The 25620-nt window shown below is 41.6% G+C and carries 22 protein-coding genes and 1 pseudogene; 21 read left to right on the forward strand and 2 right to left on the reverse strand.

From position 1 onward, the window contains the following. The first annotated feature begins 121 nt into the window (after positions 1-121). From AC0TWI_RS19485 to AC0TWI_RS19500, 4 genes and pseudogenes are all read left to right on the forward strand, one after another. Positions 122-2164, forward strand: a complete 2043-nt coding sequence (locus tag AC0TWI_RS19485; protein ID WP_488128006.1) for a BglG family transcription antiterminator — start codon at positions 122-124, stop codon at positions 2162-2164. 37 nt (positions 2165-2201) lie between these two features. Beyond that, positions 2202-2483 (forward strand): PTS sugar transporter subunit IIB, encoded by a 282-nt coding sequence (locus tag AC0TWI_RS19490; protein WP_488128007.1) that lies wholly within the window; start codon positions 2202-2204, stop codon positions 2481-2483. Positions 2484-2517: 34 nt separating this feature from the next. Beyond that, a pseudogene (locus AC0TWI_RS19495) lies at positions 2518-2652 on the forward strand (PTS transporter subunit IIC); the annotation flags it as partial. Between the two features lie 79 nt (positions 2653-2731). Further along, positions 2732-2932 carry an HAD hydrolase-like protein gene (locus AC0TWI_RS19500; RefSeq protein WP_488128008.1) on the forward strand — a complete coding sequence of 67 codons (201 nt, stop codon included), beginning with the start codon at positions 2732-2734 and terminating at the stop codon, positions 2930-2932. Here AC0TWI_RS19500 and AC0TWI_RS19505 read toward each other — a convergent pair. Continuing rightward, positions 2927-3490, reverse strand: coding sequence for a glycerol-3-phosphate responsive antiterminator (locus tag AC0TWI_RS19505; protein ID WP_488128009.1), 564 nt, complete (start codon positions 3488-3490; stop codon positions 2927-2929). The genes AC0TWI_RS19500 and AC0TWI_RS19505 overlap by 6 nt on opposite strands. Positions 3491-3591: 101 nt before the next feature. On the opposite strand from AC0TWI_RS19505, the gene AC0TWI_RS19510 reads away from it, so the two are divergent. The 10 genes from AC0TWI_RS19510 (at position 3592) to AC0TWI_RS19555 (ending at position 13361) form a co-directional block, all read left to right on the forward strand. Then, positions 3592-4092, forward strand: coding sequence for an MgtC/SapB family protein (locus AC0TWI_RS19510; protein ID WP_488128010.1), 501 nt, complete (start codon positions 3592-3594; stop codon positions 4090-4092). A gap of 1001 nt (positions 4093-5093) precedes the next feature. Continuing rightward, positions 5094-7223, forward strand: a complete 2130-nt coding sequence (locus tag AC0TWI_RS19515) for a BglG family transcription antiterminator (protein WP_488128011.1) — start codon at positions 5094-5096, stop codon at positions 7221-7223. 24 nt (positions 7224-7247) lie between these two features. Beyond that, on the forward strand, positions 7248-7685 hold the full coding sequence (locus AC0TWI_RS19520; RefSeq protein ID WP_488128012.1) for a PTS sugar transporter subunit IIA: 438 nt from the start codon (positions 7248-7250) through the stop codon (positions 7683-7685). A gap of 2 nt (positions 7686-7687) precedes the next feature. After that, the gene (locus AC0TWI_RS19525; protein ID WP_488128013.1) at positions 7688-7954 is read left to right on the forward strand and encodes a PTS sugar transporter subunit IIB; all 267 of its coding nucleotides are present in this window, start codon (positions 7688-7690) and stop codon (positions 7952-7954) included. A gap of 23 nt (positions 7955-7977) precedes the next feature. Beyond that, positions 7978-9273 (forward strand): PTS ascorbate transporter subunit IIC, encoded by a 1296-nt coding sequence (gene ulaA / locus AC0TWI_RS19530; RefSeq protein ID WP_488128014.1) that lies wholly within the window; start codon positions 7978-7980, stop codon positions 9271-9273. A gap of 77 nt (positions 9274-9350) precedes the next feature. After that, positions 9351-10343, forward strand: coding sequence for a phosphotriesterase family protein (locus AC0TWI_RS19535; RefSeq protein WP_488128015.1), 993 nt, complete (start codon positions 9351-9353; stop codon positions 10341-10343). 12 nt (positions 10344-10355) lie between these two features. Then, positions 10356-11078 (forward strand): creatininase family protein, encoded by a 723-nt coding sequence (locus tag AC0TWI_RS19540; RefSeq protein WP_488128016.1) that lies wholly within the window; start codon positions 10356-10358, stop codon positions 11076-11078. Next, a complete protein-coding gene (locus AC0TWI_RS19545; RefSeq protein WP_488128017.1) occupies positions 11075-11800 on the forward strand; it encodes a KDGP aldolase in 726 nt (241 codons plus the stop codon). Before AC0TWI_RS19540 ends, AC0TWI_RS19545 begins: the two co-directional genes overlap by 4 nt. Further along, on the forward strand, positions 11801-12535 hold the full coding sequence (locus AC0TWI_RS19550; RefSeq protein ID WP_488128018.1) for an SIS domain-containing protein: 735 nt from the start codon (positions 11801-11803) through the stop codon (positions 12533-12535). Positions 12536-12614: 79 nt separating this feature from the next. After that, the gene (locus AC0TWI_RS19555) at positions 12615-13361 is read left to right on the forward strand and encodes a copper homeostasis protein CutC (RefSeq protein WP_488128019.1); all 747 of its coding nucleotides are present in this window, start codon (positions 12615-12617) and stop codon (positions 13359-13361) included. A gap of 355 nt (positions 13362-13716) precedes the next feature. Here AC0TWI_RS19555 and AC0TWI_RS19560 read toward each other — a convergent pair whose 3' ends face one another. Next, positions 13717-18207, reverse strand: a complete 4491-nt coding sequence (locus AC0TWI_RS19560) for a protein NO VEIN domain-containing protein (RefSeq protein WP_488128020.1) — start codon at positions 18205-18207, stop codon at positions 13717-13719. A gap of 323 nt (positions 18208-18530) precedes the next feature. On the opposite strand from AC0TWI_RS19560, the gene AC0TWI_RS19565 reads away from it, so the two are divergent. The 7 genes from AC0TWI_RS19565 (at position 18531) to AC0TWI_RS19595 (ending at position 25543) form a co-directional block, all read left to right on the forward strand. Next, a complete protein-coding gene (locus AC0TWI_RS19565) occupies positions 18531-20459 on the forward strand; it encodes a BglG family transcription antiterminator (protein WP_488128021.1) in 1929 nt (642 codons plus the stop codon). A gap of 168 nt (positions 20460-20627) precedes the next feature. Next, the gene (locus AC0TWI_RS19570) at positions 20628-20930 is read left to right on the forward strand and encodes a PTS sugar transporter subunit IIB (protein ID WP_488128022.1); all 303 of its coding nucleotides are present in this window, start codon (positions 20628-20630) and stop codon (positions 20928-20930) included. Positions 20931-20948: 18 nt separating this feature from the next. Next, the gene (locus AC0TWI_RS19575) at positions 20949-22220 is read left to right on the forward strand and encodes a PTS sugar transporter subunit IIC (protein WP_488128023.1); all 1272 of its coding nucleotides are present in this window, start codon (positions 20949-20951) and stop codon (positions 22218-22220) included. Between the two features lie 24 nt (positions 22221-22244). Further along, positions 22245-22553 (forward strand): PTS lactose/cellobiose transporter subunit IIA, encoded by a 309-nt coding sequence (locus AC0TWI_RS19580; protein WP_488128024.1) that lies wholly within the window; start codon positions 22245-22247, stop codon positions 22551-22553. Positions 22554-22679: 126 nt separating this feature from the next. Further along, a complete protein-coding gene (locus AC0TWI_RS19585) occupies positions 22680-24074 on the forward strand; it encodes a glycoside hydrolase family 1 protein (RefSeq protein WP_488128025.1) in 1395 nt (464 codons plus the stop codon). Between the two features lie 75 nt (positions 24075-24149). After that, a complete protein-coding gene (locus AC0TWI_RS19590; protein WP_488128026.1) occupies positions 24150-24719 on the forward strand; it encodes a helix-turn-helix domain-containing protein in 570 nt (189 codons plus the stop codon). Continuing rightward, positions 24620-25543 (forward strand): IS3 family transposase, encoded by a 924-nt coding sequence (locus tag AC0TWI_RS19595; protein ID WP_488128076.1) that lies wholly within the window; start codon positions 24620-24622, stop codon positions 25541-25543. Before AC0TWI_RS19590 ends, AC0TWI_RS19595 begins: the two co-directional genes overlap by 100 nt. Positions 25544-25620: the final 77 nt, after the last annotated feature.

Below are 25620 nucleotides of genomic sequence, written 5' to 3' on the forward strand. Positions count from 1 at the left end.
AAGAGGAGAAGGCGAATAAAATGAGCGTAATTTTGTCAGAACAGTCAAACATAATTTGTGCCCAACGACCAGTCGAAATGATAGCGCTTTATTATATGATTGATACAGGAGGTCATACAAAATGATTGAAAGGCGTCCAGCGCTGTTGCTGAATTACCTTTTTAGAGTAAAGAACACAACCATGAATAAGGTTATCGAAAAAACTCAGTTAACAAAGAGACAGATTACTTATGATCTGGAAAAGATCAACGACTGGCTAATGAGTAATGGACTCCCCTTAATATCTTATAAAGGCACTTCCTTAATTGAAGTTCCCGAGGAGGTTGCCCAATATTGGAGCACACGGGAAACTGTACGTCGAAATTTTAATCTTGTTCTGACTGAAGAAGAAAGAATATTAATGATTATCCTTTATTTATTCATTAGGGAAGAACCAATATCATCTGTTCATTTCACACAGTTGTTACAAGTTAGCAAGAATACTGTTATCGCGGATGTTAAAAAAGCAAATAGTGCAAATCAATCATTTCTAGTGGAAATCCGATACTCCAGGCAGAAAGGATATCACCTCAAAGGAACAGAGTTTGATAAACGAATATTAGTCATGCACTGCCTAACCCGTCTACTGAGTATCCCATATTATGAAGAGCTTCTGGATTATTTGTTATCCGACAGAACAGGGACTGTTTCCTATAATGGTATTCGTCGGATTCTTTTAAAGATAGAAACCCAATTCAAATTGAAGTTCGTCGAGGAACGTATAAAGCCATTTGCTTATTTTCTCCTACTATATTATTTCCGCCAAAAAGAAAAAAAGTTCATCCAATTCCATACAGATGAAATAAATTTGTTGGTATCGGATCCAATGTGGGGCGTCGCCAAAGAATTATTTAAACAATTGCAATATGAGCAGAGTAAGCCTGAGGTCTATTATTTCACCATACAGTTGTTGGGATTGTCACTTGGTGACTTTCCAATCCATAAAAGAGAGCACGATATTTTATACAAAATATGTGAACAGCTCGTATTGGAGTTTGAAACTAAAGCATGCATTGTTTTCCAAAATAAAGATCAATTGATTCGTACTTTATACCAACACTTCAAACCAGCTTATTTCCGAATGAAGTATCGGATTCCAATCAGTAATCCGTTGCTCAAACAAATAAAAACTGAACATAAAGAGCTTTATACAATTGTCAAGAAAATGCTGACATCAATCGGCACTATTCTGAATATCACAATGCCTGAAGAAGAAATAGGTTTCATTACCATTCACTTTGGGGCGCAATTGGAAAAACCAATACAGGAGATACCTAAAAAGAAAAGAGCAGTGGTTGTGTGTCCAAGTGGGGTCAGTTCTTCTTTGATGGTGAAACATCAAATTGAATCTCTATTTTCGGAGATTAAGGTGGAAAGCACTATGTCATTACAAGAATTTAAAGGGGGTGAGGGGGGACAGTACGATCTGGTTTTTTCAACGGTATTACTAGATACAGATTTACCATGTTTTTATGTAAAACCGATCATGACACCGAACGAGAAAAACAGCTTGGTAAATGAAGTATATCAGCACTTATTTGGAATTAGCTACCAAGATATTAGCATAAAGGACATCATCCGCACTATCGGACATTATGGCAATATCTATGATGAACAAGGTTTGCAAAATGAACTTAGTCAAATGACATTTCACAAAAAGGTGAATCATCAAGGGAGGAATCAACCTGTGTTACAGGATTTATTAACGAAAGAGACCGTGCAGCTAGTTGACCAGGTTTCCGATTGGGAAGAAGCTGTTAAGGTGGCAGCAAGACCATTGCTTCAATCAGGCGCTATTGAAACCTCTTATATCGACGCAATGATAGAAAACATTAAAACGTTAGGACCTTACGTAATTATTGGCCCTGAGGTGGCTATTCCTCACGCGAGACCTGAATCAGGGGTCAATCAAGTAGGGATGAGTTTTTTGAAACTAAATCACCCAGTCAGCTTTTTAAATAACGCTGACTATCCTGTGCGTTTACTGTTTTGTATAGCAGCCATCGATAATACAACTCACCTCAAAGCATTGGCGCAGTTGACAAAACTGCTAAGCGAGAAAAACAATATTGAGATTCTAAAAGAGATGGATTCTACGAGTGGTGTTTTCAAACTAATTGAATAATATTCCGAGATCAATTAATACAGTGGAGGATTTAGTTATGAAGATAATGGCAGTATGTGGATCGGGATTGGGCAGCAGCTTTATGTTGGAGATGAATGTTAAACAGATTCTATCTGAACTTGGGGTAAGTGGGGTTGAGGTAGAACATTCAGATCTTAGTTCTGTAACTCCAAATTCAGCAGATCTTTTCATCGCGGCAAAAGATATAGCCGATGGAATGAACCATTTAGGAGAAGTCATTGTTATTGAAAGCATCATCGATATGGACGGTCTTCGAAGCAAGCTTGAGGAAACAATGCAGCAGAAAGGTTTGCTGTAAATCCAAAAACAATAGGTGTGAGGAGGGTTTAAACGTGGGCGAAAGAATCCTAAAACTGATAATGGATATATTAAGCACACCGGCCGTACTGGTTGCTTTGATATCATTTATCGGACTTATTATCCAAAAGAAGTCGGCTAGTGATATTACGAAAGGAACGGTGAAAACAAGCAACGACCGGGCAAGAGATAGAAGCCGTAATTGGAAAGCCATCCAAATACCTGTCTGATTATTTGGTAAACAACATATTGCGACTTCCCTCTAATCAATGCTATATCGTTGGGGACCGCCTGGAGACCGATATATTAATGGGAAACCAAAGCGGCATCAGTTCAGTGCTTGTCCTAACGGGAATTTCCACAGCGGATGACGTGACGGTCTCCGAAATCAAACCTGATTATGTATTGAAGAATGTCGGAGAACTAAGCGGTCTTTTGCAAACATTATAGTTTCTCGCTCCAAAGAACAGGGTTGCCGGTCGATACGGCTAAGGCACCCGCCTGAATCGCACTGAGCATTTCCTGTTTTGTACTCATCAACCCGCCTGCGATTATGGGGATGTCCAGTTGGCTCGTAAGGCTGTCGATCACAGTCGGCATTAGTCCCGGCAGGACCTCGACCGCATCAGGCATACAGTTTTTTGATGTCTCGATCCCTTTTTGCATGGCGTTATGGTCGATGAGGAAAATCCGCTGAATCGTTTTGAGCCGCTCCTCTTTCGCGAACTTGATCAGTGATATCTTCGTTGTAATGATGCCTGTAGGTTTCCAGGTCTTTGCAATATACTGAATGGCACTTTTTGTATTGGACAACCCATCAATAAAATCAACATGGATAAATGTGTACTTTCCCGCTCTTTTTAATTGACTGATATATTGCTCCATATTAATTAGGTTGCCAGTTAAAATAAATACAATTTTACTCTCACTTTTAATGGCCTTTTCAAAATCCTGCTCCTTTTTAACAGAAGGAATGATGAATGAGTCAACCATATCGACTATATTCAAGTTTCTCTCTCCTAAACGGGGAAGTTTTGGACTTTTAAAAGCATGTCCTGCTGTTATTTTACCATATTCGTTTGTGGACCGGATGGAGAGGAGGGAGAAAGATGCAAGCATTTATCAGCTTTTATGAACAATATATTGGCGGTTATGGAGAAATGTATATTCGTATTTGTATTAGTGCTTTTTTGGGATTCCTCATCGGCTTGGATCGATCCTTCAAAAGCAAACCGGCAGGGGTCAAAACCTACACATATGTCTGTGTTGCCTGCACTTTGATCACCCTAGTCTCAATTGAAAGTGCAGAAACACTCAGTGCACACAACAGCGGAAAAATGATGGACCCGATGCGGCTCGCCGCCCAAATCGTATCTGGCCTGGGCTTCCTCGGCGCCGGCATGATTCTGAAAGATGGGCTTAAAGTAAAGGGTCTTACTTCTGCCGCGATGATCTTGTTTGCTGGCGGCGTGGGAATCGGGATAGGAGCAGGATTTTATGCAATCGTCATTTTCGCGGTAGCTGTATCTTTCATTACTGCCAAACTCGGGCAACTGCTCGAAACGAAGAAAGTAGATCACCATAAGGATTATGATATTGATATTTCTTAGGGTATCCTAGACAGCAATAAAATCAAATGGGACCTTCTTAGCCGAAGGTCCATTGCTCGTTAAAGAAACAATAGCCGTTAGAGAATAGTAAAGAAACACGGACCGGTCTTGAAATCGGGAAATCTGCATGAGATGGTTTCTCGGTCATTTTCTTAAATCCTCAAACCTAATATGCCACCCAATAGTGAGTTCGTTACCACCGAGTTGGTTGTATCATAATCGATTGTAATGAAAGACGCTAAGTTAGTACCGTGACACCGATTCTTCCATTTAAATGGCACCATGGCTTGCATCCGGTTGAGGAATTGATTTTTTTCTATTAATTTGGTTGGAAAGATAACTTGGTTTCCGTCCAACCTGCCTAGCCGTTGCTTGAAGTGCAGGGGCCGACTCCTGCGGGCCTAGTATGGTCTTGAGATCCCGCAAGGCGCGAAGCGACTGAGGAAGCTCAAGCCTTGCCCCGCGGAAAGCGTGCCCCGGAACGGAAAGCAACAGAAACTAACATTGTTTTTTACATAACAAAGAAATGAGGCTGTCCAGGAAATAGTTTTCACTGTCTTTCTGGACAGACCTCGAAAAATACCTTTGCTAAAGATCTCTCTACCATATTACCAACTGATTTTCACTTCCAATCGCACGTCTATGTCTCCTTGCACAATAACCATACATCTCCTATTGATGCCCTCAAATGTTTTAGTGATATAATTTTCCCGAGTATTATGTTTAGAGACGACTCCGCCGGTCATTTAGCAAATGGCCATAAAGGGAGCGTCTTTTCTCTTCTATATCTGCCTGATTTCCAGCCTGTATTGGTCATATGTGTGAGCGATTGCACGGTTTAGAATAGCAATAGTCCAATTTTGCACAAAGGCAGTGGGCATCATTTGGTCTCCTCATTTACATATTGAGGAGATATGATATAGACAAGCAGTTGATATATCAAGGCAAAACTTTAAGTTTATTTGCACATTTTTACAGCCGTATAAAGGGGGTACCCTAACATGTCTTTAGATCGGCGAAGTACTGTTTTGCTTTCTTATTTGGTTCATGCGGAATCCTATGTTCCGATAAAAGAAATTATGGAAAAGCTTAAGGTTTCCAGGCGGACTGTTTATTATGACATCGAGAAGATCAATGATTGGCTCGAGGATAATGACCTTCAACCTGTCAGCCAGATTAGAGGGTTGGGATTTGCCCTGGAGGCAGAGACGGCCAAAAGCATACCGGAAAAAATCAAAACGTTCAAATCTTGGCATTATGATTATTCCGCAAAAGAAAGAAAAGGGTGGCTTGCGCTTTATCTGCTTGGATTGGATACTCCATTGTTTCTCGAGGACCTGGCAGAGAAGGTGCGTGTTAGCCGAAACACCGTTATTGAAGATCTTAAAGTTTTAAAAGAAGAGATCGAAAGATTCCGCCTGTCCCTTATATCTGAGAGAAAGTCGGGTTATCGGGTCAGGGGCGAGGAAGAGGATAAACGCAAAGCGATTGTCTATTATCTTTCCAACGTGCTTCCCAATGAGGGCTGGCAGACGTTGCTTTCGAGAATTTCAACGAAGCTGAACCTTGCTGATTCCAGTATCGATAATAGAATCAATCTTTTTGAGCTGGAGGAACTCAATGCGGTTCAGATGATTGTAGCGGAGAGCGAAGTTGATTTGAATGTCCACTTTACGGATGAATTTTTTAATAGTTTGACCTTCCGGCTTATCTTTTTTGGAAAACGCTTGATGCAAGGCAAGAAGATTATGATCGATACAGTCGAGCAGCAGGTCTTAACGGTGACGAAGGAATACAAAGCTGCTTTTAAAATCGCCGAAAAACTTTCCTATGTTTTTCAAGTCGATTTTCCGCATGACGAGATTCTTTACATTGCTAAGCATTTATTAAGTTCAAAGGTTCAGTCGTCTCAGGAGCTCCCGGAGAAGAATGAAAATACGGAGACGTCCTTGTTGGTTGAAGTCGTTTCTAAGATGGTAACCGATTTTGAAACGTATGCCTGTGTCTTTCTCAAGGAACGGGACTTGTTGGAAAAGAACTTGCTGCTGCACGTAAAGCCGTCCTATTACCGGATTAAATACGAACTTGAAGTGGAGAATCCGATGGCTGAGCTGATGAAGGAAAAGTATCCGGACATCTTCCTCCTGACGAAAAGAGTGATTCACCATTTAGAAGAGGCAGTCGGGAAAAAGATTAGCGAAAGTGAAATCGCCTTGATTGCGATGCATTTTGGCGGCTGGATGCGGAGAACCGGAGTGACGCCTGCCGTCCGGAAAAAGCTGCTCATTGTTTGTGCAAGCGGTGTCGGCACGTCTAAACTACTTGAGCATCAGCTGAATGAATTGTTTTTAACGATTGATATTGTTGGGAGCGTATCACTGAGAGAGTATGAAACAAACGTGTACGACGTTGACGTTGTCGTATCCACCACCCCGGTCGCAAAAAAGGACGTGCCAGTCTTTGTCGTAAGTCCGATTCTGACAGAGACGGAGAAGGAAAGCTTAATGAAAAATGTAAGTGCTCTCCTCGGAGCAGATGCGAAGGAGAGGCCAAGCTCCGTTGATGGCTTATTGGAAATTATTAAGAAGCACGCAACGATTACGGATTTATCGGGCCTGGAACAAGACGTCAGGAAATACTTAACAAAGCCAATGGCAAAGGTGCCGGTTTTGATAAAACCATCCTTAAACAGCCTCCTGACGGGGGACTTTATCCAAATCAAACAAAGCGTGAAGAACTGGGAGGACGCCATTAAGATTGGGGCCATGCCCTTGCTTGAAAATGGCTGCATCACAGAGACATACGTTCAGTCGATGATCGACATGATTATTCAAATGGGGCCTTATATTGTCGTCGCGCCCAAAGTAGCCATTCCCCACGCAAAGCCTGAAAATGGTGTGAAAAAGTTAGGGATGAGCTTGCTTTGCTTGGAAGAAGGCGTGCATTTCTCCGAATCGGAACGGCATAAGGTCAACATTGTCATTATACTGGCTGCCATCGATGGAGAAATGCATCTGAAAGCTTTGTCGCAATTAACGACGATGTTTTCCGAACCGGGAAATGTTATGAAGTTGATTGATGCACATTCAGTACAATCCGTTAGACAACTAATTGAAACCTATTCCGCTTAGTGAAGGAGAGAAAGGAACGACACCATGAAATTTTTAAACGAGAAGCTCGTCGCACTTGATGTGGCGGCCTCTTCACCAGAACACACCATCAGGCTGGCGGGAAATCTGCTCGTAGAGGAAAAGACTGCTGAAGAATCGTATATAGAGGCGATGATAGCATCCTACCAGAAGAATGGACCGTACTTTGTATTGGCACCTGGCATTGCGTTGCCGCATGCAAGACCGGAAGACGGCGTGAATGAAGCGTCCGTATCGATGATCAGGCTGAAAGAACCGATTGCCTTCGGAAGTGAAATGAACGACCCGGTCAAATTTGTTTTTGCTCTAGGTGCATCATCAAGTGATGAACATCTGCAAATCCTGCAAAGGCTCATTATGCTGTTAAATGACCCAGCTAACGTTGAAAAGCTGGAGTCCGCTGTAAATTATCAACAAATTAAACAAATTATTGGAGGGAATTAAAAATGAAAATTTTATGTGTATGTGGTTTGGGACAAGGAACTAGCTTGATTTTGCGTATGAACGTTGAAACAGTGCTGCGGGAATTGGGAGTCCAGGCTGAAGTGGAAAATACAGATGTATCCAGCGCTTCAAGCGAGCGTCCGGATTTCATTGTTACAAGCAATGAATTGGCTCAATCCCTGGAAGGGCATTCTTCAAAAGTTATTATCGTAAATAACTATTTTGATATGAATGAAATTAAAACGGCTCTACAAAATCATATTAACTAAGAAAAACAATCGGAGGATAGCAAATGGATGCAATTCAATGGATAGCCACCAATATATTCGGTGTGCCTGCTATTTTGCTTGGCTCAATCGTTTTGCTCGGCCTGTTGCTGCAGAAGAAAACGGCGAGCCAAACAATCAGCGGGACATTCAAGGCAATGATCGGATTCTTGATTATCAATGCCGGCGCAGCTGTTATCTCAGGCGCTCTCACTATATTTGAACCGATGTGGAAAGAAGTATTTGGGCTGCAGGATACTTCATTTGGAAACTTTTTAGGTCAAGAGGCGTTCAACTCAAAGTACGGTTCAGCAGTCACGCTCGCAATGTTTATCGGGTTTATCATCAACGTGCTGCTCGCCCGGTTTACTCGTTTTAAGTACATCTATCTGACAGGACATATGATGTTCTGGACGACAATGATTTTTGCAGGGATTGTTATCGATGCAGTCGGTGATGTTTCGTTTGTGAAGCTCGTCATCTTCCTGTCTGTCTTCATGGGTCTGTATTGGACGATTCAGCCTGCGATTGTCCAGCCTTTCATGCGAAAAATTACGGGCAATGACAATATTGCATTAGGTCACACGTCTGCTGTCGTAGCCTTGTTGGCGGCTTTACTCGGCAAGGTTTTTGGAAATAAGGAAAATGATTCGGAAAAAATCAAGCTGCCAAAAGGGCTTGAGTTTTTAAGAGATTCAAATGTCATCACTGCTTTGACAATGGGGATCTTATTCTTCATCGGGGCTGCGATTTTGATGACGAAAAATACACCGGGAGCGGAAGCGCTGATTTCGCAAGCGGGAGATCAGAACTTTATCATCTACTCTATCATTCAATCACTGACATTTGCCGGCGGGATTGCGATTGTATTGCTCGGGGTTAAAATGTTTATCGGTGAAATTGTACCGGCATTCAATGGGATTGCGACAAGGCTCGTTCCCGGTGCCAAGCCGGCTCTCGACGCTCCAATTCTGTTTACCTTTGCACCGAACGCAGTCATTCTCGGCTTTTTAGGCTCATTTGCTGGTGCGTTAATCTGGATGATGATTTTAGGCAATACAGTCTCCTATGTATTTGTGCCGACGATGATCGTATTATTCTTCCACGGGGCTGCAGCCGGTGTGTTCGGCAACTCAACCGGAGGTGTCCGCGGAGCACTGATTGGCGGATTCGTCACAGCGACAATCGTATCTTGGGGGCAATATATTACCGTTAAATTCCTGTTGGATTCTACTATCCCTGATACGGCGATGTGGGCAGCAGACTCTGATATGTTTGTCCTCGGGCCGATTATCAAGGCGATCGCCCAGCTATTGTTTTAAACCCGTATAAATCCGGCATGTATCCACTTGTCGGATTTATATCGTATGATTCATTGAAATTTTTAGGAGGGACAATCATGAGCTTTATTCGCACACTAAAAGGTGAAATCAAACCAGAAGAAATGGGATTTACGTATTCACATGAACATATCGTCTGCCGGCCTGATTACTGGGTTCAGCGAGAGGCAGATGATCTATTGCTTGACGATAAAGAAAAATCCAAATTGGATGTAGAAGACTTTAAACGTCACGGCGGAAAGACGATTGTCGATGCAACAGCAATCGATTACGGCCGTGATGTTCAGGCAGTCAAAGAAATTTCTGATGAAACAGGCATCCAAATTATTGGAACTGCCGGTTTTAACAAGAGCTTTTTATGGGATGCACGGATCAAGGAAGAATTAAAGCCGATTATCGGCGATTATGAAACATATGCCGAATGGATTGATAAGACTTCGATTAATAAGCTTGCCGAATTCGTCATAAGCGAAGTGGAAGAAGGGCTTGAGGGCACACCATTCAGAGCGGGGCAAGTTAAGTTCGGAACAGGCTATAACCGGATTTCTCCGCTCGAGGAAAAAACATTGCGCGCTGTTGCCAGAGCCCACCATGAAACGAAGGCACCTGTTCATTCGCACACAGAGGCTGGCACTATGGGGCTGGAACAACTTGAACTTTTAAAAAGCGAAAATGTGAATCTGGAATATTTGAGCCTTGGCCATATGGACCGAAATCCAGACCCTTACTACCACGAACAAATTGCAAAAACGGGGGCATACTTAAGTTTTGACGGAATCGCAAAAATTAAATATGCTCCTGAAAGCACACGGATCCAGTGCATTTTGGAGCTCGTGAAAAAAGGCTATGAAGATCAGATTCTCGTCAGCGGGGATACGGCGAGAAAAACGTATTACAAGCATTACGATCATGGTCTTGGGCTTGAGTACATTATTGCGAAATGGGTTCCCCGTTTTATCGACGATGCCAATCGGCAAGGCTTCGATGGTGAAAAACTGATCCAGAAGTTTTTTGTCGAGAATCCGGCTCGATGCTTTACATTTAAAAAGTAAAGAGGTGCTACCATGATCTTTCAAAATGAGAACTCTTTTGAAATTAAAGAGAAGATAGAAGAGAGTAAGATTGCGATATTGCCAATTGGCGCCGTGGAAGCACATGGCCCGCATCTTCCTCTAGGTACCGATAACTATCTGGCTGAGCGAGTATCAGAAAAAGTAGCAGAAAGAACCGGTGCCTTCGTCTTGCCAACCTTGCCTTATGGACAAGTATGGAGTTTGAAAAACTTTCCGGGCAGCATAAATGTCAGCAATGAATCTTTGATTTCTTTATTGGTCGACATCGGAGAAAGCTTATATGACCAGGGCTTTACAGTGTTTGCCATGATTAATGGCCATTTGGGCAATGCAGTAGCACTTAAAGAAGCAGCCAGGAAGCTTTATCAGAAGTACCCTGATTTCAACATTTTGTACTTGTTCTATCCTGGCACTAAAAAAGTGATCGAAGAAGTAAGAGAAACAGAATCTTCCCATGCCACCTACTTTCATGCGTGCGAGATTGAGACCTCCTATATGCTCTATTTGGCTGAGGAGTATGTCGATATGTCGAAAGCCATTACGGACATTCCCGTTATACCGGAAAGTGCGGATGTTACCCCAACGCCTTGGGAAGAATTCACCGACTCGGCAGTCCTGGGTGATGCAAAGCTTGCGACAAAAGAAAAAGGCGAGCAAATTATCGAAGCTGCCATTGATAGCATAGTCAAATTGATAGAAGGTGCAAAAAAATGATATTAATGAAGCGAAATAAAATAGACAACTTCCTCCTGTTTAACTTTTTGGCAAAGGACAAGCAAAATGCTGAGGAGATCATGGAAGCAGGCAAAGGATATATTGTGCCCGGCATTGTTTCCTCTGATTTTGAAAACATTGAGGATGGCATCAAAAAGGTTAATGAATTAAAGGAAGTAGCTGAAGTGGTCAGCATTGGTCTTGGTGATAATGGCAACCCGGCTAACTGGGAAAAAGTATTGAAAATTGCCGAAGGCTCCAACCCCGGCCATATTAATCAGCCATTTGTTAAGACGTCTTTTTCAAATGGATATTTACACGCAAAAGGCATGGAACAGATTGTGAATGGCCTGGTAGCCCCTTCGGGAAAAGTCGGATATGTTTCATTATCCACAGGTGTTGAAATGAAAGTCGAAGATCTGGTTGATCTTGCTTTAGCGCTCGGAATCGAATCGATTAAATTTATGCCTTTAAAAGGCAGAACCCATTTAGATGAACTCGTTTATCTATGTAAAATAGCAGCGGATAAGGGAATAAAGGCGATAGAACCGGCAGGCGGGATTACTTCAGAAAATATCGTCGACATCGTAAATGCAGTTCGTCCTACAGGGATTCCATTATTTATGCCGCATGTGTTCGGTTCAACGATTGATAAAGAAACCGGAAGAACGATCCCTGAAGAAGTCAGAAAGATTGTATACTTGGTAATGGAGGGAAAATAAATGCTAACTCAATTCTTCGAAAAAGTGAAAGATCGGTTGGAGATCGTAGAAAAAGAAGAGAAGGATCGCATGCAAGAAGCAGCGGAAAAGGTAGCTGAAGCAATTCAGAACGGTGGAATTATCCAACTATTCGGCTGCGGACATTCCCACATTTTAACGGAGGAAGTATTCTATCGAGCTGGAGGGCTTGTGCCTATTAAACCGATCCTTATAGAGCCGTTAATGCTTCATGAAGGAGCAGTGCGTTCTTCACACCTCGAGAAACAAAATGATTATGTTGGAGAGTTCCTTGAAAAAGAAGAGATTCTTCCGGGTGATGTCGTATTCGTATTATCAACTTCGGGAAGAAATCCGGTTCCGGTTGATGTGGCCAATGCCGCAAAAGCAAAAGGTGCGTATGTAATCGGGATAACATCCTTGGAGTATTCGCAAAGCCAGCCATCAAGACATGCGAGCGGTAAGCGTCTTTGCGATTCTGTTGACCTCGTGATTGATAATCATTCGGTTAAAGGGGATGCAATCCTTTCATACGATAAGGTGCCTGTACCATTCGGCCCGACCTCTACAGTTGTTGGAGCGGTTCTGCTAAACGCGATATTTGCAGAAGCGATTAAAATAATGGCAGATAACGGATTCAATCCGCCTGTCTTCCTCAGCGGAAATATTGACGGATCTGATCAGCATAACAAAGATGTCATGAAGAAATACCAACCTAGAATTCCTTTGTTGTCATAAAAGGTTAGTAGAATTACAGCGTAAGAGCTTAGGAGGACCTAAGCTCTTTTACTGCATATATAGAAGGGGGCAAAGAATAATGAAAAAAGTAGCTGAAATATGCTGCGGGAGTTTGGAAGATGCGTTGAATGCACAACGAGCAGGTGCCGATCGGATTGAGCTGAATAATGCGATGTATTTACTTGGATTGACTCCTTCTGTCGGAACGATAAAAGAAGTAGTGAAACATTGTACAATTCCTGTTGTTATCATGGTACGGCCGCGTCCCGGCGGTTTTTTTTATAATGACTATGAATACAGGACGATACTGTCAGACATCGAAGAGATCATCGAATACAATATCGAAGGAATCGCGTTCGGCTGCATAGATGAAAACTTCGGCATTGATATGATTAAAAGCAAAGGAATCGTCGATATGCTTCATAAAGCCAATAAAGAGGCGGTATTTCATAGAGCCTTCGATTGTGTGAAAGATCCGTATCAATCAATAGAACAATTAATTGATTTAGGCGTAAATCGAGTATTAACGAGTGGACTGAAAACTACTGCAGTGGAAGGTTCGGATCTCCTGGAAAACCTGCAGCTGAGATATGGTGACAAAATCGAAATTTTGGCCGGCGGCGGCGTCAATGCCGTAAATGCTTCCTTCTTAAAGAACAAAACGGGGATTCTCCAATATCACAGCTCATGCACGAGCTGGAGAAAGGATCCGACCACAACGAATAATGTTTCCTTCGGATTTGCAGAACCCCCTCACGAACAGGACTACAACATAGTGGATGATACGCTTGCCGCTGAATTTGTACAAGCAATCAAGGGTTTATAGACCTTAGAGGACACATAATGGGATAAACAATAGGATGATTGCTCCCTTTCTGGGTATAACCAGTTTGCGAGAACTTGTTGAGGAAATCGAACCAATAGTAGAACTTGTATGGAATACATCTTGTAGCACAATGAAAACAGCCTAAACCAATTGCCGGTTTAGGCTGCCCATATTTGCTCATTTTTTTCTTCTCGTGTTAAACTACAAACTCTGACCCGCAATTTGCCAGCTGGCTCCAAACCCTCGATCTCAACCAACGGAATCTCCGAGTTCCCTGATCATACAGGTGCCAGATTTCGTTGAATGCACTCAGACGCATACCGAGAGGTCCGTCCGCTTTTTTAATTCGGGTTTACTAAAATTCTACATCTATTCTTTCAATAACTTTTTTCAATCGGAACTTATCATCTTCCCAAAAACGTGGTGGCATCTCTTTGTACTTAGGTTCACTGGAATCAATTTCTGATACTAAATACAATTTAAATTGATCGGGATTTTGTTTCGCAAACTCTAGTTCACCTGGAGTAATAATGAAGGAATTTCCATCTCCAGTTTTCACCTCAACAAAGAAGGTTTTTCCGTGTTCATCCTTATAAGATAAGTCATATTCTCCGGAACTAGCTTGTCCTGGCTTTAGAATGTCGATTTCGACAAATGCCTCAGACTTTGGAAAAACATTTTCTTTGCCATATTGTTCACAAAGTAAATTATAAATGACTAACTCACCTTTGTTCCCAACAATTTTTTTAGCATGATTTGCTTTCTCCTCAGCACTTTTTGTATAAGCTCCACTATGTCTTTTTCCATTAGTAGAGGGCAATCTTTTTGTTTCATGATATTCGATCTCTTGTTTTTCAGGAACAACACCTAATAACTGTTTATAGGGATCAATAGATTTTTCGGCTTGTTCTTTTTCTACCTTTTGCTGTTGCAATAATAACCAGTTCTTGAATTCATCCTTCCTTTGGAAATAGATCATGATTTGTGCTTTTTGATTGTTAGCTATTTCATCAGCAAACAAATTATCAGGGTTTAACTCATCATAATTTTCCTTATAAATTGTTCTGATATCCTTTTTCTCCACGTTGTCCATTAATACAGGGAAGAATTCATAAACAGCTTGAGCCAAATCAAATGTAACTGAGTTCTTTATACGTTCAGGATTAGCGGTAAAATATTTATATTCATTAAGCTCAACTAGAAATCTATTTTGTTTTTCAATGTCGCCACTAGAAACGAGTTTACTAAACAACTTGTCTGCAAATTCTTGTTCATGCTCATCCAGATATCGTCTAACTATCTTTTGCCAGTATTCTCTCACATCAATATTTATCAACTCAGAAAGGGTATTAAAATCAGATATATCTTTATTGATATCCTTCAAGCTGGATATTACAATCGCATAATCTGAGTCTCTTAGAAGATATGAGAAATCAACATCCTCTATCTGAGTTAAAGTATTGCTGCTTGCTCCATTTTCGGAAAAATAGTCAATGACCATTTTGTTTAGGGCATTTTCACTGAAAAGCAATTCATATGACTCGTTCCACCTGTCAACACCATATTCATCAGATATCTTCTCTCTTTTTCTTGTTGCATCTTTTGATACGAGAAGTTCAAGTAAGTTGGGATCTAATTCAAGTGTCAACAGTTGCTTGAAAATATCCACGATTGAATTTGAAAACCCATCTAACAAACGCAGTTGATCAATGCTTGGTTTTAAGCCGCTAGGTAATTTGAGGTAAAAGTCCCTTCCGTCATCGACAAAGTAAAAATCTTCAAGTTGTATTTGTCGATTATCCTGCTCCTTATCAATCGCAACAATTTCGTTACAAGGTATAATTTGGATTCTTTTTATTTTATCAACATTCGCTTTGTTATCATCAATTGTCGATAAAACGGCCGTTTTTATCGTATCAATTTCTTGTTTGAAATTTTCTAGACTATAATCGACTTTAATAAACGAAAATAACTCTAACTGGGTTCTAAAACGGTCAACGCCAAGCCATTTATTGATGGTGGAAATGTTTTGTTTTACGGGTATTGCTATGAAATGCTCCTGATTTTCCATCGCTTTTGGGATTTTCTTATCAGCATATTTTACATCGTGAACACGATAAAACTTTCCATCTTTAGCTAGTACAAGAATATCTTCAGGGGAATAGGCAGGTTCTTTATCTTTTTTGAATTTGATTATCTCCGTGTAGAGTTTTCGGCTTATTTCACCTTTATCAAAGGTCGGTAGTTCATCTAAAATTCTCTTTATATCAGCGTCATTAAGATGGGCCATGGAATCCTTAAAATCAAGATTCTGTATAAGGTCATTTCCAACAAGTTCAAGCAAGTCATGTTCGGATACACCGTAGAGATCCTTGATATTCGCTTTCAACTTTTCGTACTTTACTATCTGTTGTGGTGAGTATTTATGGCCATTAAATTGAATCCACGGCGTTATATTTAACACGTACTTGATGTACTCGTTGGAATTGAAATACAGTCCATTCCAGTTCGTTTGCTGTTTAGCATTCGATTCTTTTCGATTTGAGTACAATAACTCACGGAGATCTTCATCAATACGAACCCACTCAACAATATCGGAAGTATCCAGGGTACTAATCAGATTTTCTATATTTTCTATGCTCATAGAGGTTAAATAATTGATATTGAAATCAATTTCGTCCGAATATTTATCAGCAATGAAACTTTTAAACCCATCGTTTTTTGTGAGCAGTTTTGGTTCGACCAATGGAAATTTTGCTACTCCGCATGTTTCTATAAAATCTGTAAATCCATCAATATCGCTTCCTTGGTACAGTTTGTTCGGTTCCATTAAAGCAGAATATGTAGTGTTGGCAAAAAGTTTGTCACCTAATGGATTTCCGTAATTTTCGCCAAGAAACAGTTTGGTTGACGGATAAATTTCTCCGTTCGCATTCGGTAAATTGAATGGTACTTTTGAAAGCTCGCTCCCCTGAGTCAATTTGTCACGATAATTTTCAAAGAACCAATTCATAAACGACTTTGCTTTATCTTGATGATCGATTTGGCGGTTAATTGTACTTATGATTAAATCAGAACTGCTTTGCTCCGTGAATTCTATAGCTAAATATTGTTTGCTAAATGTATCGAGTAAACGTTTGTCACCAGTTCTTTCTGCGCTGAATTTTTCGTTTAGTTTCTTCCATTCTTCACTATAATTCCCCTTAATTTGAGAAATTAGCTCATCAACATAATCTTTATCCAATACACAAAGTTTCACCCATCCTAATTCATTTGGTAAGACTGAAATCCCACCATCAGTTGGTAAAAATACTTTGTCTGATTTTTGAATCCAGTTATCTCGGCCATCCATCAACAGATTCGGAACAATATCATCATCAAAATAAGCACTCCACCACAAAAACACGTTAATGCGAGTCGGGATACCCCACTTGTCTTGAATAACATTAATCTTTCTTGCTAAATCTTCTGCTGAGAAATTTAATCCATCGTAATCAACAAACTCTGATAATAATGATACCAACTCAACATGCTCTACTTTTGAGAGTTGTAATAAGTAATTAAATTCTTCACCTTTGAATTCGGCAGGAAATGGACTCGTTAGTAACTTAGGATCATCTTGAATTGAAATATATTCTCCATTTACAGTAGGTAGAATCTTCGCATTTGATAGCAAGTCCAAATATTTATCGTGAAAATTAAAGAAATCACTATCCCATAGCTTATTGTCTTGAATAGGGGTAACCATTTTTATGGCTGTATCAGCATATTCAGGCTTCGCTAGTGTCTCTGCAACGCACTTAATAAAGGGCAGGACTTTATCAAATATTTTTTTATTGATTTCCTCCGTATCATTAGGAACGTCATCACGAGAATTATTTGTAATAAATGGTGCATGTATTAGAGCGTTAATGGGAGTTGGAAAGTTACGAATAGGGAAGTAACAGTGCAACTTTTCTTTTTTGAAATCATAATTACTATCTTTTGGGACTGCAATTGATAGGACAGCAGTTTTGTCATCAATTTCGAAGTCCTTTTCAAAGACAAAGTATTCTTCAGCAGGTTCGCTCATACCGTTTACAGTTTTCTCAATTAACACTTCTATCCCGTCAGCCAATTTTTCCGCAATTCGAATCTCCTGATTGGAAGCAATGGTGATTTTGGTGATGTTAGGAAGGAAAAGCAAGGATTTATAAAAAGGTTGTGTTAACTGCTTCGTTACTCCCGATTCTTTTACCTGATTTCGTTCTTTAAGTTTCACTCGTATTAAGGTATCAAATTCTGAGGCAACCATTTCAATCTGCTCGGGACAATTCATTATTGGAAAACACAATGGATAGTCTTTTTTCCAGGACATCAATTGTTCATTTATCAGCCCAATATGAGAATGCTTTTCAAAACAATTTTTAGCAAAATCCTCACTAAATCTGATGGAAAAATCCCCAGAGTACAACTCGATCCACTCGGCATCATTCAGTAACGATCTGAAACCAGTACCTTTATTTCCGATGTTTTTTGAGGATTTATTACTTGCTCGTCCCAAGCACAGCCTTTCAATCGTTTCTTTTGTAAAGGAAGTCCCTGTATTCCCAACTTCCAAAATGTTGTCTCTGTATGTAATCGTGACCTCTACTTCTTCATTCTTATCAAGGTTTTTATCTTTTTTCTTATCACCATACGCATCATCCACGTTTTGAAGTAATTCTAAAATTTGTCTGCCGTTATAGTCTCTCATCAATTCATATTCTTCACTGCAAGCTTTTTCCAGTTCATTGCTTAATCTTGAATTCGTATATTTCTCAATAAAAATATTGCGTAATTCATCAATTGTGCTCCAATTGCTCATATATGGACTTTCCCCCTCTAACGATGTCATTTCAATTTTAAGTTACATTACTTATTCTTTCTATCTTTTCTACTGATTGTATTTAATTTTAAGCAGTCCTAAAGGAAGTGGAGAAATTTGACGAATGATATACCAAACATTTTTTAGCTATAGTAGGTAATGCCAACAACTTTTGTAACGTAATATATCAACACAATGGCGTCCGCCTCACTAGTAAAAAAGTCTGAAAAAAAGCCTTTCTGCCTTTTTCGGTGTAAAATAGGCGTATGGCTGCGATAGGCAGCCCAGTCAGCTGCGAGTCGTCAGAGAAAAGAGGTAGAAGTATGTTTTCAAAACGCCAAGTGGAGATATTGTCTTCTTTGTCGCAAGCGGAGGATCCTGTTACGGCAGAATGGCTTGCCAAAGAACTTGGAGTCAGTGATCGGACAATCCGCAATGAAATAAAAACGATGCAGCCGGAATGCCCGAAATTCGGTATTGAGATTGAATCGATTCGCGGAACGGGGTACCAGCTGAAGGTGCTGGAGCCTCAAGTGTTCCTTCATGCATTCAGACAATGGACTCAAGATCCGGCTGGTGAAAACGGTTACGACTTTTCTGTTCAAGAAGACCGGGTCGCTTATATATTGAAACGGCTTTTGCTCGAAAGAGAGCCGATTAAATTGGAATCCTTTGAGGATGAACTGTTTGTTTCAAAATCAACCATCCAGAACGATATAAAGATATTGCGGGAAATCCTTAACAAGTATCAGTTGAGGCTGGTCACGCGTCCGCATTACGGGACGAAAATTGAAGGCGACGAGTATATGAAAAGAACATGCTTGTCCAATTACATTTTCAACCGAAATCATGAATCCAGCCTGGATGAGGAACCGAGTTATTTGCTCGATCCTGAGCAGTTCAAAAAAATAAAAGAAGTGATCATTCGGAAAGTAAACGAATATAAAATCGAGATCTCGGATATCTCGCTGGAAAATTTGGCAACCCATATTGCAATTGCCTTCAAACGAATCGAAGAAGGTTTCGTCATCGAGCAAATGACCGAGCCGTTTGTTAAAGAATACCCGTTCGAGAGAATTGTCGCCGAGGAGATCGTGGAAGAAGTCCAGAACTTCACGGGGCTAAGTTTTCCGGAATCGGAAATTGAATATATCATTGTCCATCTATTGGGCACAAAGCTTCTGCATGAAAAGGAATTAACAGAGTTCAGTGAGTTTGATGAGGCAGGAAGAATCATTCAGTGCATGCTCGGCAAATTGAAAATGCAATTAAACTGGGATTTTTCCCAGGATCACGAATTTATCCAAGCGCTGACTCTCCATATTCGTCCTGCAATGAATCGGCTGCGCTATAACATGAATATCCGGAACCCTTTGCTGCAAGAGATAAAGACGAAGTACCCGAGTGCATTTGAAGGGGCCGTTATTGCCAGCACATGCATAGAAGAATATTTGGAAAAAGATGTTGGCGAGCATGAGATTGCCTATATTGCCCTTCATATCGGGGTTGCGTTGGAACGGCTGAAAAGTGAGCAAAGGCGGACGAAAAGGGTGCTCATTGTTTGTGCTTCAGGAGTGGGGAGTGCAAAATTGCTCTATTATCGTCTGCGGAGTTTGTTTGAGCAAGAGCTGGAAATCGTGGCAACGACAAACTATTACAAGCTGGGCGAGCATGATTTATCGTCGATCGACTTTATTATCAGTACCATCCCGATCAAGGAGGACTTGGGCGTGCCGGTTCAAGTCGTAAATACGTTCTTAGGCGAAGATGATGCAAAGGAGATTCGGAAATATCTCGTTTCATCCCACCCGCAAGGCGTCTCCCGCTATCTGGATGAGTCGCGGATTTTCCTTCAACAAGACTTGGAAGATAAAGAAGCGGTGATTCGCTTTCTGTGCGGCCAATTGTATGAGCAAGGCCTTGTTACAAAAGAGTATGTGCAAAATGTACTTGAAAGGGAAGTTGCAGCTCCGACAAGCTTTGGAAATTTAGTGGCGATCCCACATCCTTTGACCCCCGTAACAAAAGATACGTTCTGGACCGTTTGTACATTGAAACGGCCGATCCCGTGGCATGAGCAGCGGATGGTGCAGTTCGTTTGCCTGCTAAACATCCAGAAAGATCCACAGGGAGATTTGGATGAGATGTATCAGAAGCTCATCAAACTGGTTGAAAACAAAACTCTCGTGCAAAAAGCGATCAAATGCAAAACTGCAGATGAAATGATGAAAATTCTAAATGGAAGCAAATAGAAGAAGGGCCGGCTGCGTTGATGCAGCCGGCTTCTTTTTTTAAAAGGAAAGATGGGTGTGACCGTTTCCGTTGGACTCAGGAAAATGATTACCTTCAATGCAAAGGCTTTCTTCGATATGATGTAGCCATAGGATCCTTACAACGTTCCAAATAGGAGGAATTTAGATATGAAAACAATCATGTTGGTTTGTTCAGCAGGAATGTCGACAAGTCTTTTAGTGACAAAAATGGAGCAGGCAGCGAAAGAAGCGGGAGAAGAAGTTAAGATTTTTGCCGTATCAGAAGCTGAAGCAAATAGACATTTTGACGAAATTGATGTGTTGTTGCTTGGACCGCAAGTTCGCTTTTTGAAAAACAAAATTGAAAAAGCGGTTGCGGGTAAAAATATTCCGGTTGATGTCATTGACAGCATTGCCTATGGAACAATGAATGGGCAGGCAGTTTTGACAAAAGCTTTGTCACTACTTTAAGGGGTATGGGGGATAAATATGGATAAATTTGTAGAAATCGCTGGCCGGATCGGCGCTCAACGCCATCTGGTCGCCATTCGCGATGGCTTCGTAGCCATCATGCCGTTAATGATTTTGGGTTCAATGGTCATTTTGATCAACAACCTGCCTATCGAGGCATACCAGAACTTTATGCAAACCATTTTCCACGGCGATACGTGGAAGCAGTTCGGAGGAAGCGTATGGACCGGAACATTCGGTATAGTTTCGATGCTTGTCGCCTTCTCGATTGCCTATCAACTCGCAAGGTCTTATGACAAAGATGGCCTTTCTACAGGGATTGTCTCTTTTGCTGCATTGGCTACAATTATGCAGCCGATTGCTGAAGGATCAGGACTTCCACTCGTATGGGCCGGTGCACAAGGACTATTCATTGCTATTATTACAGCACTTGTATCTACAGAGATTTTCACTAGATTGCTAGGAAACAAAAAGTTGATCATGAAAATGCCAGAAACAGTTCCACCTGCGGTATCAAAGTCGTTTTCCGCTCTATTCCCGGCAATGATCACATTATCAATCTTCGGTCTTATCAAAGTTCTTATGCTAGTCGGAGGAATTCCTGACATTCACCAAGCATTCTTTGACGCTCTGCAAGCGCCAGTCTCGAAATTGGCGAACACACTTGGTTCAGCGATTGTCATTGCGCTTTTGATTCACGTACTATGGTTCTTCGGCCTTCACGGTTCGAACATTATGGAACCGGTTATGCAAGCCGTCTATTTGCCGGCAATCGAGGCCAACTCCAAAGCATTGGCAGCCGGCCAAGAAATACCTTATATTGTAACTAAGCCATTCTTTGATGCTTTCATGTACCTGGGAGGTACAGGGGCAACACTGGCGCTGGTCATCGCAGTATTCATTGCAGGGCGCCGTCATAAGCATTACCGGAATATATCTGGACTAAGTGCGGCACCAGCTCTCTTCAATATTAACGAACCGATCCTATTCGGTTTCCCGATTGTATTGAATCCGCTGTTGATCATTCCGTTTATTCTGACGCCTGTCGTCCTGACCGTTTTCAGTTACTTGATGATTGCATGGGGCATTGTGCCAAAGACAATCGCCTTCATTCCATGGACAACACCGCCTGTCATTGGAGGATTTTTGGCAACCGGTTCCTGGAAGGGTGCAGCCCTGGCCTTTGTGAACCTGGTCATCGCGGTAGTCATTTACATTCCATTTATTAAAGTGGCGGAAAGAAATGAATTGAAAAAGCTACAAGAAATCGGAAACAATCCGGAATCCTGATTGTTCGGCAAGGAGTATGGAGAAATGAAAATAGAAGAACAAATTATGAACATCATTCTTCACAGTGGAAATGCAAAAAGTCATGCTTTTGAAGCCATCTACGCTGCGAAGGAACAGAATATCACGCTAGCAAGAGAGTGTATGGAAAATGCAAACCAAGAGCTTATTGAAGCGCATAAAGTGCAGACATCTTTGATTCAGTCAGAAGTCCGCGGAGAAAAAACGGACATCTCCTTACTGCTCATCCATGCACAGGACCATCTGATGACTTCTATTACATTTAAAGATCTTGCCAATGAGTTTGTCGATCTGTACGAAACGATTAAGAAATAAAATAATGGGCTGTGGTAAAAGAGCGGGTTGCAAAACCAGGGCTCTTTTACCATGGCCTACATTCGTTGATAGGAGCCGGCCGACATCCATATACCGGTTCTGATTACGGGGAAGGTGGAATGAGAAATGGCAAAAATAGAGTATCGTTTTCCTGAAGGATTTTGGTGGGGCTCTGCGACCTCAGCTACGCAAATTGAGGGGGCAGCGTCTCGTGATGAAAAAGGGAAAAACATCTGGGATTATTGGTATGAACAGGAGCCGAACCGTTTTTTTGATGGAGTCGGACCTGCAGACACATCGAAATTTTATGATCAATATAGGGCGGATATTCAGCTTCTGAAAGAGACCGGCCACAACACATTCCGCATGTCGATTTCATGGTCGCGGCTTTTCCCTGAAGGCCGGGGTGAAGTGAATGAGAAGGCCGTTGAGTTCTACAATAAAGTGATTGATGAGCTTCTTTCGCAGGAGATTGAGCCGTTTGTGAATCTCTATCATTTTGACATGCCGCTCGCTTTGCAGGAGCTCGGGGGCTGGGAGAGCAGGGAGACAGTCGAGGCCTATGCAGCCTATGCTTCGACTGCTTTCGATCTTTTTGGCGACAGGGTGAAGAAATGGTTCACCCATAACGAACCGATTGTGCCGGTTGAGATGGGCTATCTCTACGGCGCTCACTATCCTGATTTAGTTGATTTTCAGAAAGCGGTCCAAGTCGCGTTTCACTCGATGCTGGCAAGCGCAAAAGCAATCGAGTCATACCGCGGGAAGAAGCAAGAAGGGAAAATCGGGATCATTTTGAACCTGACCCCATCGTATCCGAGAAGCCAGCATCCGGCTGATGTACAAGCAGCAAAAATTGCTGATGCCTTTTTTAACCGCTCATTCCTTGATCCATCAGTAAAGGGCGAATATCCGGAAGACTTGGTGGAATTGATTAAAGCGGAAGGATTCCTGCCAAAAATCGAAGCGGGAGACCTTGAGACGATCAAGCAAAATACAATCGATATTCTGGGCGTTAACTATTATCAGCCACGCCGTGTCAAAGCGAAGGAAAACATGCCAAATCCGTATGCTCCGTTCATGCCGGAACGGTACTTTGATCACTATGACATGCCGGGCAAAAAGATCAACCCGCACCGCGGCTGGGAAATCTATGCAAAAGGAATTTATGATATCCTGATCAACTTGAAAGAAAACTATCATAATATCGAGTGCTTTATTTCTGAAAATGGAATGGGAGTCGAAGGCGAAGAACGCTTCATGGATGTAAATGGTGTCATCCATGATGATTATCGCATCGATTTTTACAAAGACCATTTGCAATGGATTCACAAGGCGCTCCAAGAAGGCTCAAATGTGAAAGGGTACCATGTATGGACCTTCATGGACAACTGGTCTTGGCTGAATGCCTATAAAAACCGCTACGGACTGGTAGCTGTCGATATTCACGGGGACGGCTCCCGGACGACGAAGAAAAGCGGAGTTTGGTTTAAACAATTGTCTGATCAGAATGGCTTTTAAAAATGAAGCAGGAGGAGAAAAATGAAGTGCACCCCAAAAGTTAGAGTCAAAAACTAACTTTTGGGGTGTTTTCTTATGGCTAAATATAGCGAAGAATTCAAGGTTATGATTGTCCATGAGTATTTGACTGGACGACTTGGGCTCGGTACACTGGCAAAAAAATATGGAATGAAGTCACATGAACAGCTCAGAGGGTGGGTGTCAGCTTACAAAAAATATGGCGTGGACGGGTTAATGAGAAAGAAAAATCATGAAGTTTATTCTGTTCAATTCAAGCTGGATGTACTAAGCTTTATGAAAAGGACAGGTGCGTCTCGGACAGAAACGGCACTTCACTTCGGTCTGACGAACCCACCGCTCATTTCTTCATGGAAAAAGAGGTTCCTCGAAGGTGGTGCTGAAGCCCTGGACAACCCGAAAGGACGGCCAGCCATGTCTGAAAAAGCGAAGAACGTCAAGAAGACTAAGAAGCCAACACAACAGAATGAAATGACACGTGAACAGAAATTAGAACGGGAAAATGAACTCCTCCGGCTGGAGGTGGAATACCTAAAAAAGTTGCGCGCTTTTCAGATGGATCCGGACGGCTATCTAGAAAAGCACAAGCGGCGCTATCATTCGAGCTCAAAGAAGAATTCCGACTGAAGGATGTTCTTCAGCTTGTCGGCATTCCCGATTCGTCCTACCACTATCATATAAAACAAATGAGCCGGGAGAATCCTAACCAAGGGCTGGAGGAAACGATTCAATCCATTTTTAATGAGCATAACGGAAATTATGGGTATCGCAGAATTCAACTGGAATTGAAGAATCGCGGCCTCGTCGTGAATCATAAAAAGGTGCAGCGTATTATGCGAAAACTAGGAATGAAAGGCAATAAGTTCACCCGGAAATCACGTCGTTATAGTTCGTATAAGGGAACCGTCGGTTCCGTGGTGAAAAACCGTATTCACCGCAGGTTCAATACGCCAATCCCATGTCAGAAACTGACTACAGATATTACGGAATTCAAGTGTGCAGATGGCCTAAAACTCTATCTGAGTCCAATCATGGACATATATAATGGGGAGATCCTTTCATACGGGATCGGTATGCGCCCGACACTTGACTTTGTGATGGCACCATTAGAGGAAGCACTAGAGATCATCGAAAACGCGAAATACCGGACTACGATACACTCGGATCAAGGGTGGCACTACCAGCACGGAAAATGGGTTGGGACCTTAAAAGAACATAAAATATTCCAAAGCATGTCGCGGAAGGGGAACTGTCTGGACAACGCACCCATGGAGAATTTCTTTGGATTACTGAAGCAGGAGATGTATCATGGCGAACCGCTGCGTACGTATGAGGAACTGAAACGAGCTATCGAGGATTATATAAAGTATTACAACAAACGGATCAAACAAAAACTGGCTGGCATGAGTCCGGTTCAATACCGTCTTCACGCCAGCCAACTAGCTGCGTAATATAAAACTCTAACTTTTAGGGGTCAGATCAAAACTGTACGTTTTTCTCCTCCTGTTTTTTCATTATGCCTAAAAAT

It is taken from the genome of Lederbergia sp. B243.17 (assembly GCF_057657925.1).